Below are 14,137 nucleotides of genomic sequence, written 5' to 3'. Positions count from 1 at the left end.
CCTTTATGTCTTTGTCTTGGTTCACTTCTGCTCCTAACTACTATTCTAATAAGGCTGTCAACCCTACTCACCTATATCTTCCATATTGCTGTATTTGAATGATATCAGTAGCTGATAGCTGCTAAAATACACTTATTTCTTGTAAAAGGATCATAATTCCAGAAAATAACTGTGTAAATACAACTATCCACTGGTTAAATCGCCTATTTGAGGGGGATGCGTCTAAATAAATGTATAATAGCACTTATATTCCTGGCTGAAGGATAAATCCTCTATATAGTTGCATATTGGCACTTAAACTATTAAAAAAGCGCAAGCCTACTTGGGCAGGCTTACGCTCACTTCTAAAATATTACATCATTTCTTTGCGCCGATGGGTCAGCAGCATCTCCTGATCGGTAATGTACAATGGAAAAGGCGGTAATTCCTTTAAATAATGCTGATCCTTCAGCAGGCGCACATCGACTTGATTGTGTTGCGAGTTACCCATGACTGGAAGTTTGCCCCGCTCCTCTACATAATCATCCACAGCAACCTGAACCAAATCCAGATAGTAAGGGATCTCGCGGTCTTCTTCTTCGAATATCTCGTAGGTTTCCCTCGATAGATAGAATTTCTGGTCGCTCTCTCCGCCTAAATATCTTGATAAACGTGATAATTCAAGGCTACCATCCGGCAGCAGAAGCGATGTCCGCATAATTCCCTTTGGCATATCTGCTTCATATTGTAATACGGCTTTCTTGACCTGCTCCAGCGTAACATGGATGGCAGGCTTTGGTTCGGCAAGGAGGGGCTTGCGGCTCTTTTTCCTTCTCCAAAATAGAGGCATGGTCCTTTCCTCCCTTACGCTTTATGATAAATCTTGAATCAGGAAAGCGTTTACACTTCTAGTGTATCCTTATTTTATAAATTTGAGCGCATTATATAATAAGATTCACATATTTGTCAAATATTTTCTCGAAAACGTATTCATTTTTGCGCATCTGGATATTAAATAATTTTTGCTGTAGGATGGATATGGTCTATAAATTAATCGTTCACCTTAAATTTTGTATTGTTAATAGGAGGTATTCCATGCAGGATGTCATCATTATCGGGGCTGGTCCGTGCGGCCTTTCTGCCGCGATTGAATGCCAGCGCCGCGGATTACATACGCTAGTTCTGGAGAAGCACTGCCTTGTCCATTCGATCTATTCTTATCCGACGCATATGCAGTTTTTCAGTACGCCTGAGCTGCTGGAGATCGGTGAGGTCCCCTTCACGACCCCGAATGAGAAGCCATTCCGGCACGAGGCCCTTGCCTACTATCGCAGAGTCAGTGATCAATATGCTGTACCGATCGCTTCTTATGAGGAGGCCACGAAGATTCAGCGTCAGCCGGACGGAACGTTCATCGTCCATTCCCTCAGCCGAAGCGGGCAGACATGGGAGTACCCGGCTCGCTATGTCATTATCGCTACTGGATATTTTGATCATCCGAATCTACTGGGTATTCCGGGAGAAGAGATGGATAAAGTGACCCATTATTTCCAGGAGGCCCATCCTTATACCGGCATGAAAGTTACTATTATAGGCGGCAGCAATTCTGCGGTCGATGCAGCTATGGAACTGTCCCGCGTCGGGGCAGAGCTTACGATGGTCTATCGCGGGGATGAGCTGTCCACTTCGATTAAGCCATGGGTGAAGCCGCTGTTCGAGAGCCTGGTCAATAAAGGAAAAATCAGCCTGATGCTGTCCTCACAGGTGACCGAGATCAAATCGGACGAAGTCGTGGTGCGGTTGGCGGACGGTAATCATGTCCATATTCCTAATGATTTCGTGCTTGCTCTGACCGGCTTCCGCCCTGATCGCAATCTGCTTCATGAAGCCGGAGTCGAGTTGACTGACGAGATGGAGAAACCGCGATTTGATCCCGAGACGATGCAGAGCAATGTGCCCGGACTCTATGTCGCCGGGGTTATCGCTTCAGGACGGAATGCCAATGAGGTGTTCATCGAGACCGGACGCGGACATGGACGGATCATTGCTGAACATATTATATCCGCCCTTGGCCGAGAATAGCGTCAACGGTTTGTGGAACATGTAATTTTATTAAGGAGAGCTTGCTATGAATCAGATTGATTTCACTTCACTGCTACTGCTATTGATGGCAGCGCTCGGCATCTTCAGCAACAATATGCCCATAACGGTCGCCATGATCGTATTACTGCTGCTTCGGGTACTGCATATGCAGTTTATGTTCCCGTGGCTGGAGAAATATGGTCTGACAATAGGGATCATCGTCCTGACCATCGGCGTCATGACCCCGGTGGCCAGCGGCAAAATCTCGCTGCAAACGCTCTGGTCCTCCTTCTTCAATTGGAAGTCGATCCTGGCAATCGGCGTCGGCATGCTCGTAGCCTGGCTTGGCGGGCGCGGTGCTGCCTTGATGGGGAACCAGCCGACCATTGTCGCCGGTCTGTTGATCGGCACCGTGCTCGGTGTCGCCTTCTTCCGCGGCGTGCCTGTCGGCCCGCTCATCGCGGCCGGAATCCTCTCGCTCATGATCGGCAAGATGTAATTTAGTGAACCGGCCCCTGCGTTAGTGTTGACGCAGGGGCCGGTTCTTTGCTTACACCTCTCCCGACCATTCCTTTAAGAGTTCAAATTCTGGATATTGTACAATTGCGAGTAGACGCCATCCTTGTCCATAAGCTCTTCATGGGTGCCGCGCTCGGCGACCGTACCGTTCTTCATCACGATAATCTGATCAGCATGGGTTATGGTCGATAAGCGATGCGCTACGATCAGGGTCGTTCTGCTCCGGGACAATTGCTGCAGCGCCTGCTGAATCAGATGCTCAGACTCCAGATCGAGCGCCGAAGTGGCTTCGTCCAGAATAAGGATCGGCGGGTCTTTGAGGAATACGCGGGCTATCGCAATCCGCTGCTTCTGACCGCCTGACAGCTTAACCCCACGTTCCCCCACCTCTGTGTCATAGCCCTGGGGTAGATTCATAATGAACTCATGCGCATTAGCCGCCTCCGCCGCAGCCACAACAGCTTCCTCATCGGCCTGTGGATTTCCTAGCATGATATTGTCTCTTACCGTGCCGCTGAACAGGAAGTTATCCTGCAGCACCATCCCCACCTTGCTCCTCAGGCTCTCCATCGTCCACTGTCGCACGTCTCTGCCTCCGACGATCACCGAACCCTTCTGAATATCATAGAAGCGCGGGATCAGACCGACTAATGATGACTTGCCTCCCCCGCTCATGCCGACGAAGGCGACGGTCTGTCCTGGGTTTACTTGCAACGAAATATTGCGTAGCACCCAGTTCCCCTGATCATGATATTTAAACCACACATTGCGGAATGCTACCGAATGGCTCCCTGCCGGCAATTCCAGGGCATGTTCATCATCCACCATATCATAAGGCTCGTCCAGCAGCTCCAGTACACGCTCCCAGGATGCCGAGGCCTGGGTGAGAATCGTTGAGGAATTAATCAACCGCTTCAACGGAGCATACAGACGATCCAAATAGCCGAAAAAGGCAATGAAGGTACCCAGGGTCAAACGACCCTGAATAACCTGGTATCCCCCGTATCCGATCACGAGTAGAGGAGCGATATCGGTCAGCGTATTGATCACGGCAAAAGTCCAGGCATTCCAGCGACTATGAGCCATCGCTTTGCTTAGATACTTCCCGTTAATCCCCTCGAATTGCTTGCGCTCATGCTTCTCCAGGGCGAAGCTACGAATCACCGAGATCCCTTGCAGCCGCTCATGAAGATAGGCCTGAATCCCGGCCAGAGCCGCCGAACGCTCCTTCGTCAGCTTCTTCAGACGCTTGTACAACACTTTAACCGCAATCGCATATAACGGAAAAATAGAGATCGATACAATCGTAAGCAGCGGGCTCAAATAGAACATGAAGCCGAGCACGAACACCAGTGTGAAGGTATCGAGCCAGACATTCATCATCCCGATTTCGACGATATTCCTCGTCTGTTCTGTATCGTTAATGAAGCGGGAGATGATCTCCCCGACCTTCGTATTCTGATAATATTTGAGCGACAGGCGCTGCATATGACTGTACAGTTTATTTCTGAGATCGAATAGTATTTTGGCTGTAATGAACTGGGCAAAATACTGCCGCATATACTCCACCGGACCGCGAACGATGACGAACAGCACGAATGTAATCACTAACACGATCATCAGCTGCGATACCTTCTGCTCGATATCGATCGCACCGTTCATCAGAATATCATCCACCACATACTTCTGCACGAGCGGCAGCAGCGCCGGTATCCCGAATTTCAGCATCCCGATCACGAGCGTCAGTATAATCCATTTCGTATACGGCTTTACAAACTTATAATAGGCCTTCCAATACTTCAAATTTTGCACATCCCTCATCTGGTCTTTCTAATAGTGTAACTTTGCTGCAACGTTAGGGCTTGAACGTCAGGGTTTAAATGTTAAGGCTAATCTATGAGACGAACCTGCGTAAATCGGACGGGTCGGTACCCTAATGAAACTGCAGAGCGCTATTTACCCCAAAACAGGGGTGTTGTGAATCTAACGAAACACCATATCCTTATTTGAGTGAAATCGAGGCTTTAAGCGGCTATTTGGGCGGAATAGCGATCCTCAGTTTCGTTAGAATTTTCTGAGGCCTATTTTGGCGTAAATAGCGTTACCACGTTTCGTTAGAATTTTGTACGTACGAATTCCCGCGCATCCCAACTAATCTGCCCTACGTTCGGCCGTCGCTCGACTCTGTATAGTAAATTTATCAACTTATCCCGATCCGCACACCGCCCATACTCAATACGCACCATCCGTGATAGAAAATTCCTGCAAAAATGCAGGAATTTCTCCCACTTCCGCCCTGAAATCGTAAATTCCTGCGATAATGCAGGAATTTTCTCCACTTTGGCTCGATTCCAGAGAAAAAGGTGGAAAAGCCTGCATATTTGCAGGAATTCCCTAATAAAAGTTAGTTTTGGGTGATAAATCCTGCATTTTTGCAGGCTTTTGGACTGCCGTGCTACACAGACTTAGGCACTTAGATACTTAGGTACCTAGGCACACTAAAACTAACTAACCTACCTCCCGGCGCTAGCCCTGCTACAATCTCGCAACCAGACTCACTGCGTAGGCATCGATCCGTTCCTTGATGATCTGCGGGGTCAACCCGGTAAAGCCGAGGTCAATCCAGCCCTGATACACCTCTGGCGGTCCACATAGGAAATCGGTCAAGCTGAGCATATCCCAATAGCCATCCTCAACCTCTACCGCACTTCCCGGAGTCCGCAAATAAGCCGCGAGAAAAGCATCGGCCACCTCAACACCATAAAGCTGCACTAGGTTCACCCGGCAATGCCCTGTATCCACGCCAGCTGGGCCATAGCAGGAATTCACCCAATCTACAATGCCACTTACCTTCCCGTTCTCCCATAGCAAATTGGCCGGATGATAGTCACGGTGGATCAAGCGTGGTGTGTAAGTAGGTGGCCCCTCCTGGACACGCTCTATGATTTTTTTCCAGGCCTGAGGTGACTCCGTCCAGTCCGGCACCTCCAAGCCCACTATATCGTTATATGCAAAATAATTCCATTTCATTGCAGCCGTATCGGCATGATGCAGTTCCGCCAACACACCGGCTAGCCCCTCTAGCCAAATGCTCATTTCCCGCGGCTTCAGGATCACCTCGCCACTCAAACGCGTCATCAACACGGAAGGGTGGCCGCACACCTCGCCGGTATAATCCGCCGCAATCCATTTTGGCGCAGGAAGTCCGGCATGATAAGCGTTTGATAGGGCCGCAGCCTCATGCTCGGCCAGATCCGGCTCCTGATCGAGCCATTCTCGATCGGTAAATTGCCTTAGCACATACTCGCATAATTCTCCGTTCCTCGCTCCCTGGATCAGATATACCGCCGAAGATACTCCCCCCTTCAGAGGAATTACCCGCTTGATTCTGGAACCTGTTCCTGCTTGCCGCTTCAGCCAGTCCAGCGTTGCCTGTGACAGAGGCTGTCCACTTCCGTTTTCATTCAAAACCAACTCTATCCCTCCGCTCATGTGTTTTTTAGGGGAAGACTGTATTTGCCTGGGCAATAGTGTTATACTCCTAATTATTATCAAGATATTGTCTTCATGCTTGCAGCATACGAAGGCAAGAGTGCCGCACTAGGAGGAGAATCATGTCACGTAGATTTGTCATTGAAGCCGTGATGGTGGCGATTTACGGTGAATTATTAGTACCATCCGCACCTGTAGAGTTTATCGTACCCTATAGTACCGTTATGGAGCTCTATGAATTTCAGAACAGTCCCGAAGCCTTAATGCATGATCCTGTTGACGATATGCATGTCAAACATAAAATTAATGAGCTTATCGCTTACCTTGAAATGCCCCTTAATCGCAAAAAAATCGAGCGTGCTCTGAGCATTCCCTGGTCCAAAAGCCCATTCATCCTGTTCAACGACAATATTGCCTGGACTATCGTTAATGCCGTCGATAACGAACGCTATGGCGAATTCCTCGATCCGATCGAAACCGAGATCATCCTGACCGCCGAACGGGAACAGGCACCGATCCTGTCTGATCAGCTAGAATTAATCCGCCGTATCATAGAAGCAGAGATTCCGGTACAGGTGTTTGATATCGGAGATTTCGAGTATGCGATGGAGGAAGATATATTTTCTAACAAACATCTATAAGAAGAGAGTTCAGCCACTAGCTTCATCCAGCTAAACAAGGCCCGCCGTAGCGGGCCTTTCTTATTTCTGGTAACTACATCAGCCTGGAACTTATCAGCAGCAGCAACTTTATTGCTCGGGAGTGATCGCCTCATATTCATACTCGATATCGCCAGCATTGGCGTTATACGTTACATTGAAATGATACCCTTCCAAATACCATAAATCCCGCTCTTCCATGTAGAAGCGAATTCCCCCGGCCTCGGTCAATAATCCTGCGTCCGTTGGAGCGTTAACTTCAATCCCCAAGGAGAAGCCTGGGTGTACCCCTCCGCCTGAACTATAACGGGGGAAAAATCGAATCGCTTGCCCCTCCTGCAAGTCAAGTTCCTGTTTAAACCAATCTGCGGCTTCATTCGTAATATTTATCATATCTTTTTTCCCTCCTATCAAGTTTATTGTAGATGAATATGCAAAGAAAGCCAAACAAAAAACGGCTCCACCCCCTATATTTCGCACAAACAAAAAAGTAATTGCATTTTTGTAACTACAATGATAAAATCGTCAGAGTAAATGATTTACAGTAGCATTTATTACCAAATCAGAAAGGGTGAATCTCGGTGCTAATGATTTTTGCGACTCCCGTATTTCTAAATACGGAACATCATCAATTGAATACCGAAGTAGCCCTGCAGACTCGAATCGATTAACTGGTCCAGTGTCTTCAACAACGGATATACGGATATTTATCAAATTCGAATATACCGCGGCGGTTGCTTTGTTCATTAAGCAACGCTAGCGATATATGTGCGGAATCTATGAGGCATATCGTCTAACGACGGTATGCCTTTTTGCATGGATTTCCCCTTGAACTGCAGAGGTTTCAATGTGTGTAAACTACGAGAATTGAAGATTAAGGAGGGAACCTGAATGTTCTCTGTACTTAAAAATCTGGGCTGGTTCTTCCGTCTGGAGAAAAAGCGCTATCTGATCGGGGTAAGCTTCCTGATTGTGCTGGGGATTATTGAACTCGCCCCACCGCGCTTGCTTGGCCACGCTATTGATGAAATCGTTACCGGTACGATATCGTGGAATTCATTGACTCAATATATATTGCTGATTCTTGGCATTCTAGTCGTCATCTACTTAATGACCTACGTATGGATGCATAAATTATTCGGTGGCTCCAATCTGGTCGAGCGCCTGCTGCGCTCCCGCTTCATGGACCATCTGCTGCGTATGACGCCGCCGTTCTTCGAACGCAACCGGACCGGCGACCTGATGGCGCGGGCCACCAATGACCTGCGTTCAGTGGCGCAGACCGCTGGCTTCGGCATGCTGACCTTGACCGACTCTACGGCTTATTTGACCGTCGTCTTCGTCGCAATGGGGACGCTGATCAGCTGGAAGCTGACATTTGCAGCTATTCTTCCGCTTCCCTTCATCGCCCTGGCGATGAAAATATACGGCCGCATTATCCATGAGCGCTATACTCTGGCTCAGGATGCATTCGGCGATATGAATGACCAGGTACTGGAATCTGTCGCCGGGGTCCGCGTCATCCGTGCCTATGTTCAGGAACGGAATGACGAGAAAAGATTCGAAGAGATTACGAATGATGTCTATAAGAAAAATCTGGCCGTAGCCAAGGTTGATGCTTATTTTGAGCCGACGATTCGGTTGTTCATCGGACTTAGCTATGCCATCAGCCTTACCTATGGAATCTATCTTGTGTTTCAGAACCAGTTGACGCTGGGCGATCTCGTCTCCTTCAATATGTACCTTGGCATGATGATCTGGCCGATGTTCGCCATCGGCGAACTGATCAATGTCATGCAGCGCGGCAGCGCCTCGCTGGACCGGGTAAATGAGACGTTGAGAGTCAAACCCGACGTACAGGATGTTGCTAATCCAGTGCATGTAGAGTCGCCGGAGAGTATACAATTTAAAAATGTAACCTTCCGTTATCCGACATCGACGGTGAATAATCTGCAGCAGATTGAACTCACGATTCGCCGCGGCCAGACGCTGGGGATCGTCGGCAGAACAGGCAGCGGCAAATCGACGCTGCTGAAGCAGATTCTGCATGAGTACCCGCTTGGTGACGGAGAGATCACCATCTCGGGGACTCCACTTCAGAATATCGCCCTGAACCAGCTGCATAGCTGGATCGGCTATGTCCCACAGGAGCAGATCCTGTTCTCCAAGACGGTACGGCAGAATATCCAGTATGGTCTGCCAGGTGCCTCCGATGAACAGATTATGGAGGCCATTCGGACAGCTGCCTTCGATCAGGATTTAGAGACCTTATCCGATGGGCTGGATACACTCGTCGGCGAGAAGGGCGTCGCCCTCTCCGGCGGTCAGAAGCAGCGCGTGTCCTTGGCCAGGGCCTTCATCGCCGAACCGGAAATTCTCATTCTGGACGATGCTTTATCAGCAGTAGACGCCCGCACTGAGGCGCGCATCATCCATAACATACGGAGCAAGCGCTCCGGCAAGACGACGCTCATCTCCACTCACCGTCTGTCAGCGATTGAACATGCCGATTGGATCATCGTACTGGAGAAAGGACGCATCGTTGAGCAAGGTACGCATGAGACGCTGCTGCAAGCTGGCGGCTGGTACCTTGAACAATATGAACGTCAGCAGGTAGAATCAAGCCTGGATGACTAGGAGGTATCCAAAGATTTGCATAACAATGTTGCTAAATCACTTTTCAAATATGCTTTAACCGCAAAAAATACGTTTATTCTAGCACTCATCATGCTGGCGATCGGCGTTGCTGCCCAGCTAGCCGGTCCGTTCATCGCCCGGGCGATGATCGATGATCATATGCTGGCGATCGAACAGCCTTTCTTCGAAACCAAGAGCCCCGGCGGCTCTGAGACCGTAGACTTCAATGGACGGTATTTCAAACGCGGGGATCGCTTCGCGGAAGGCGAGGCCAAAGGTGACGAGGTTCGCCTGCTGCAGGCAGGCACCTCCTTCATCTTGATCGAACAACCCGTTGCCGATATATCCGGGACTCGCAGCTTCCAAGACGGGATTCTCACTCTGGACCAGAATGGCCAGATCACACAGTATCCTGGTAAGAAGTTAAGCTCTTCCGAGCTGTTTTCCTTTTACAAACCGGAAATTCCGGGAATTATGAAGCTGTTCGGCTTATACCTTGTATTTCTGGTCATCTCCATCATCATGGAGTTCGGTAAAACCTACTGGCTACAGTCCTCAGCGAACAAGGTTATCCAGAAACTCCGCATGGATGTATACGCCCATATTCAGCCCCTGCCAGTGCATTTCTTCGATAATCTCCCGGCCGGTAAAGTAGTATCCAGAGTGACGAATGATACCGAAGCGGTCAAGGACTTATTCATCGCTGTACTGTCCAATTTTTTCTCCGGAATCATCAATATGCTCGGCGTCTATGTCGCCCTGTTCCTGCTTGATTTCCGCCTCGGGCTAGTCTGTCTGTTCGTGGTGCCGATCATCTGGGCCTGGGTGGTGCTGTACCGGAAATTTGCGACTAAATATAATACGATCATCCGTTCTCGACTGAGTGAGATCAACGCGATCATTAATGAGTCGATCCAGGGCATGTCGATCATCCGGATCTTCCGCCGTGAAGAGCAGACGAGGAAGGAATTCGAGGATCTGAACGATGATTATATGAAGCATCAGAATAAAATGCTCAATCTCAACGCATTAACTTCCCATAACCTGGTGAATGTCATCCGTAGTTTGGCCTTCGCCGTGGTGCTGTGGTTCTTCGGCTCGGAGCAGCTGAGTGGAGTCGGTATTATCTCGCTCGGCGTCCTCTACGCTTTCGTGGACGTTCTCGGTCGGCTGTTCCAGCCGATTACCGGCATGGTCAACCAGCTGGCAGCGCTCGATTCCTCTATGGTATCTGCAGGCAGAGTATTCACGCTTATGGATGAACCCGGCGAAGCGGTCACCGACGGATCTATGCCGCGCTATAAGGGGAATGTGGAATTTAAGGATGTATCCTTCGCTTACAAGCAAGAATACGTGCTGAAGCATATTTCCTTCGAGGCCAAGCAAGGACAGACGATCGCTCTCGTTGGCCATACCGGCTCTGGCAAGAGCTCGATCATCAATCTGCTGTTCCGCTTCTATGATCCGCAGAAAGGCGTGATCACGATCGACGGACAACCGATCAAGGATCTGCCGAAGCAATGGATACGCCAGCATATGGGTATCGTGCTGCAGGACCCGTACCTGTTCACTGGTACGATCGCCTCCAATGTCAGCCTGGGCGATGAGCGCATCTCCCGCGAGCGGATCGAGAAGGCGCTGGAGGATGTCGGGGCAACGCGCATCCTCGCCCATCTCCCGAAAGGGCTGGATGAGCCTGTCGTAGAGAGGGGCAGCACCTTGTCCGCTGGCGAGCGGCAATTGATCTCGTTCGCGCGGGCGCTCGCCTACGATCCGGCGATCCTGATTCTCGATGAGGCGACGGCCAACATCGATACCGAGACCGAAGCGCTCATTCAATCCGCGCTGGAAGTGCTCAAGCGCGGACGTACCACCTTTATCATCGCGCATCGCCTGTCGACCATTCGCAGCGCCGATCAGATCCTGGTGCTGCATCGCGGTGAAATCGTTGAACACGGCTCGCATGATGAGCTGCTGGCCAGAGGCGGACGTTACTATCAGATGTACCAGCTGCAGCACGGAACCTCCGACGCGAAGACACCAGCGTCAGCTATTCCTGCCAGCGCTGCCTCATCGACGCCTTCGCCTGCATAAGCAGAGAGCGCAGGCCTGTAATATGAAGAGCAAGTATCGAGTGTCTAATTGAACTAGTTCAATTAGAGCACCTTCGATACTTGCTCTTTTTGCGTGTACATCATCTCAAGCTGAATATTCCGCTGAAGTGTTCACCTTCTTCCTCCCTCGGCGCTTATCGCTCATCAAACCAAAGAGAATTCCAGGCAGTACCATCAGACTGGCATAATTAAATGTCTGATTGAAGCTATACTCAGAAGCTCGCTTCAACTCGTCCCCCGCCTTAGCAAGCAGCAGCTTCACTTCCTCCACCTGCCCCTCTCGCACTGCTGTAAATGCTCGTTGCTGCTGGAGATCAAGCTGGGCTGCCGCCGCCTCTAACCCTTTTATAATCTGCGCAGTCAACGCTTCCTCTTCGATCCCGCCTGCTGATCCAACACTGCTTATGCCGATCAACTGAAAACCGAGCTGGCGAACATGCTTACGGGTTATTTATATAAATAGGGATCATCGGCGGATCGGGGCATCGAACGGGCTATATTTGGTGAAAATTACAAAAAGCCTGCAATAATGCAGGCTTTCAGTGGCGTAAACCGCGATTTCAAGAAAATACCTGCAATAATGCAGGTATTTTCTTATTTTGGGCCCAAACCGGGCTTTTCGCTCCGATAAACCTGCACTTTTGCAGGAATTTACGTTAACCGGGTGGGAGATCGGCAAAATTCCTGCATAATCGCAGGCTTTTTCCCCTCCAGCTATGCAGCGATCCCGTACCAAGTCTTATTTCAGCCTCTTGATCCCCACCGTTTTCTCCTGAACGATCTTAACCTTATAGTTAGCAGCCACATAAGTCTCCGTCTTCGTCGTCGTGATGACCTGCGGATACATTTGTCCCGGCTTCGGCGAGAGCAGCTCATAATAGACGGTTGCAACCTGATCCTTGCCGAATTCCACCTTGGTCACGGTAATGCCGAATCCAGGATTAGGCTGATTCTCACGCTGCAGAATCACCTTGTTGATCTGGTCATTTACTTTTTCCACACTATAGACTACTTCGTCCTCCATCGGAGCCTCCACATTTCCATAATTATCGATGTATTCCCGCGCATTGTAGATCCATCTGGCCGCTTCCATGCGTGTGAGAGTCTGAGCGGGGTGGAACTTCCCAGCCTTGTCCAGATCCGTGATCTTCATCAGCAGCAAAGCTTGAATACTGTTAAAATAATCCTGCGTCACCTCGTCCGCATCCGCAACCTCAATCAGCATAGCAATCAGCGGATAAGTCCCGGTCGCCTGAATACCTTGCTCCAGCAAATAGGCGAATTGCTCCCGGGTCAGCTCTTTGTTGACCGCGAAGCCCTTCGGCAGCTTGATCCCATGTTCAGCGGCTATCGCTAGCGAGTCATCATACCAATGGCCTTGCTTCCCAGGCAACTTCGGACTGTCTGGAGTGCCGTCATTAGCCTTCAAACCTAGTGCCTGTACAATCATGTGGACACCTTGAGCGCCGGTCACCTTGCCAAGCGGAGCGAATCGATCCTGTGTCACCCCCTGAATAATCCCTCTGTCCTGCAGCGACTCCACGATCTGCGCATCTTCTCCTTGCACATCGCGAAAAGCCGACGCCACCGGAACCAACAAGATTGAAGACGTAAGCAGCAGCGCCGCGATTAAGTTCAACTTTCTTCTCATCACAATCGATCACCTCTGCTGAAATAGACGTGAATGCCCGCCAAAGGTTGCACTATTTTTCCATATCGAGCTGTTTAAGCATGCGCTCCGTGTATTGCTGCAATCTCATTTCCATCGCCCGCGCCTCATCACAGAATGTACGCAGCTCTGCGATCATCTTCTCTCTGCCTTCCTTGATAAAGGCCTCATGAATTCTCAGCTTAAAATAATCGTGCACAATGTAATTACGCTGTTTCCAAATCGCCTTCAGCTGCGCTGATTCCTCATCTGTAAAAGAAAAATGATGCTGTATCTCATTCACCAATTGACCGAGCGAGCTGCCCAGCTTCTTGCGAAAATTCTCATTAAACTGCTCTTCGCTTTGCAAATCGCCCTGCGACAGCTTCATCACCATTATCAAATTGGCCAACTGCTGCTCCAAAGCCTGCGAATAGTATACGGCCAGTCCGTAAAAAGTGAATAATTCCTTGGAATTCTCATCACCAGGCTCAAATTTATCCATCATCATCGCCCGTCCCCCATACATTTCCCGTTATTAACTGCCAAAATTCACTGTAGTGAAATGTAGAAAAAGACATCTTTGCCTCTGTGTAAAATAGAAGTATCACGACCACTCTACGCAAGGAAATCAAGAAATGTCTCACACGTATACGTTAACACAGCAACGCGATTGGAACAATATATTCCGGCACTGGTATGTACTTTGAATCAGGCAAAAGATCCTCCTTAGCCGCATTTATCTCCACCATCATTAATGCCCCAAGCTTAAACCCGTTTATGAAAGTAGTTGTAGCATAGATTGACTCCGACTGACTGCGTAAATCGAGCAACGCCTCAAGCTGGTTGAAATCTTCGGAAGACAATTTCTCTTTCCATAATCCCATCCCCTCAGATACCCTTCTGTTTATTCTACGGTATTCAGGATCTCTAGGAACGATCTTCTCTTCCGGATGGATATCACCATAATATAGCGCTTCTAAAATACTTCTCATTCTCCTCTTCCC

Annotated in this window: 13 protein-coding genes; 5 read left to right on the top strand and 8 right to left on the bottom strand. The window is 49.4% G+C overall.

Annotated features, from left to right (window positions below):
* Positions 1–352 precede the first annotated feature (352 nt).
* Complete coding sequence (locus tag BFJ94_RS04255; RefSeq protein ID WP_120461506.1) at positions 353–829, bottom strand: DUF3939 domain-containing protein; 477 nt, start codon at positions 827–829, stop codon at positions 353–355.
* A 245-nt stretch (positions 830–1,074) separates the two neighbouring features.
* Between BFJ94_RS04255 and BFJ94_RS04250 the strand changes: the two genes are divergently transcribed.
* Entirely contained in the window at positions 1,075–2,061 is a 987-nt protein-coding gene (locus BFJ94_RS04250; protein WP_120461504.1) for a YpdA family putative bacillithiol disulfide reductase, read from the top strand.
* 46 nt (positions 2,062–2,107) lie between these two features.
* Complete coding sequence (locus BFJ94_RS04245; RefSeq protein WP_188831508.1) at positions 2,108–2,560, top strand: DUF441 domain-containing protein; 453 nt, start codon at positions 2,108–2,110, stop codon at positions 2,558–2,560.
* A 74-nt stretch (positions 2,561–2,634) separates the two neighbouring features.
* Here the strand turns inward: BFJ94_RS04245 and BFJ94_RS04240 are convergent, their stop codons facing one another.
* Together BFJ94_RS04240 and BFJ94_RS04235 are read right to left on the bottom strand one after the other, a co-directional pair.
* Positions 2,635–4,383, bottom strand: a complete 1,749-nt coding sequence (locus BFJ94_RS04240; RefSeq protein WP_120465082.1) for an ABC transporter ATP-binding protein — start codon at positions 4,381–4,383, stop codon at positions 2,635–2,637.
* Positions 4,384–5,115: 732 nt separating this feature from the next.
* Positions 5,116–6,054: a phosphotransferase family protein gene (locus tag BFJ94_RS04235; protein ID WP_162944157.1), complete on the bottom strand. Its 939-nt coding sequence runs from the start codon at positions 6,052–6,054 to the stop codon at positions 5,116–5,118.
* A gap of 140 nt (positions 6,055–6,194) precedes the next feature.
* On the opposite strand from BFJ94_RS04235, the gene BFJ94_RS04230 reads away from it, so the two are divergent.
* Entirely contained in the window at positions 6,195–6,713 is a 519-nt protein-coding gene (locus tag BFJ94_RS04230) for an ADP-heptose synthase (protein ID WP_120461500.1), read from the top strand.
* Between the two features lie 108 nt (positions 6,714–6,821).
* Here BFJ94_RS04230 and BFJ94_RS04225 read toward each other — a convergent pair whose 3' ends face one another.
* Complete coding sequence (locus tag BFJ94_RS04225; protein ID WP_120461498.1) at positions 6,822–7,124, bottom strand: HesB/YadR/YfhF family protein; 303 nt, start codon at positions 7,122–7,124, stop codon at positions 6,822–6,824.
* 498 nt (positions 7,125–7,622) lie between these two features.
* Here BFJ94_RS04225 and BFJ94_RS04220 point away from each other — a divergent pair, with 498 nt between their 5' ends.
* On the top strand, positions 7,623–9,368 hold the full coding sequence (locus tag BFJ94_RS04220; RefSeq protein WP_120461496.1) for an ABC transporter ATP-binding protein: 1,746 nt from the start codon (positions 7,623–7,625) through the stop codon (positions 9,366–9,368).
* Positions 9,369–9,383: 15 nt separating this feature from the next.
* The gene (locus BFJ94_RS04215; protein ID WP_120461494.1) at positions 9,384–11,462 is read left to right on the top strand and encodes an ABC transporter ATP-binding protein; all 2,079 of its coding nucleotides are present in this window, start codon (positions 9,384–9,386) and stop codon (positions 11,460–11,462) included.
* 105 nt (positions 11,463–11,567) lie between these two features.
* Here BFJ94_RS04215 and BFJ94_RS04210 read toward each other — a convergent pair whose 3' ends face one another.
* From BFJ94_RS04210 to BFJ94_RS04195, 4 genes are all read right to left on the bottom strand, one after another.
* Complete coding sequence (locus BFJ94_RS04210; protein ID WP_162944156.1) at positions 11,568–11,897, bottom strand: hypothetical protein; 330 nt, start codon at positions 11,895–11,897, stop codon at positions 11,568–11,570.
* 324 nt (positions 11,898–12,221) lie between these two features.
* Positions 12,222–13,133 carry an S-layer homology domain-containing protein gene (locus BFJ94_RS04205; protein WP_120461490.1) on the bottom strand — a complete coding sequence of 304 codons (912 nt, stop codon included), beginning with the start codon at positions 13,131–13,133 and terminating at the stop codon, positions 12,222–12,224.
* A 52-nt stretch (positions 13,134–13,185) separates the two neighbouring features.
* Positions 13,186–13,641: a hypothetical protein gene (locus BFJ94_RS04200; protein ID WP_229717172.1), complete on the bottom strand. Its 456-nt coding sequence runs from the start codon at positions 13,639–13,641 to the stop codon at positions 13,186–13,188.
* Positions 13,642–13,786: 145 nt separating this feature from the next.
* Positions 13,787–14,125, bottom strand: a complete 339-nt coding sequence (locus BFJ94_RS04195) for a DUF6809 family protein (RefSeq protein WP_120461488.1) — start codon at positions 14,123–14,125, stop codon at positions 13,787–13,789.
* Between the last annotated feature and the right edge of the window lie 12 nt (positions 14,126–14,137).

This window comes from Paenibacillus aceti (assembly GCF_003614185.1).
Lineage (GTDB): Bacteria > Bacillota > Bacilli > Paenibacillales > Paenibacillaceae > Fontibacillus > Fontibacillus aceti.
The sequence above is the reverse complement of the archived record's forward strand: the minus strand, read 5'-3'. Positions and strand labels throughout refer to the sequence as shown.

Bases quoted from the DNA above. Each gene is read 5' to 3' on its own strand.
- BFJ94_RS04255 (WP_120461506.1), bottom strand. From the start codon at position 829: ATGCCTCTATTTTGGAGAAGGAAAAAGAGCCGCAAGCCCCTCCTTGCC.
- BFJ94_RS04250 (WP_120461504.1), top strand. From the start codon at position 1,075: ATGCAGGATGTCATCATTATCGGGGCTGGTCCGTGCGGCCTTTCTGCC.
- BFJ94_RS04245 (WP_188831508.1), top strand. From the start codon at position 2,108: ATGAATCAGATTGATTTCACTTCACTGCTACTGCTATTGATGGCAGCG.
- BFJ94_RS04230 (WP_120461500.1), top strand. From the start codon at position 6,195: ATGTCACGTAGATTTGTCATTGAAGCCGTGATGGTGGCGATTTACGGT.
- BFJ94_RS04225 (WP_120461498.1), bottom strand. From the start codon at position 7,124: ATGATAAATATTACGAATGAAGCCGCAGATTGGTTTAAACAGGAACTT.
- BFJ94_RS04220 (WP_120461496.1), top strand. From the start codon at position 7,623: ATGTTCTCTGTACTTAAAAATCTGGGCTGGTTCTTCCGTCTGGAGAAA.
- BFJ94_RS04205 (WP_120461490.1), bottom strand. From the start codon at position 13,133: ATGAGAAGAAAGTTGAACTTAATCGCGGCGCTGCTGCTTACGTCTTCA.
- BFJ94_RS04200 (WP_229717172.1), bottom strand. From the start codon at position 13,641: ATGATGATGGATAAATTTGAGCCTGGTGATGAGAATTCCAAGGAATTA.
- BFJ94_RS04195 (WP_120461488.1), bottom strand. From the start codon at position 14,125: ATGAGAAGTATTTTAGAAGCGCTATATTATGGTGATATCCATCCGGAA.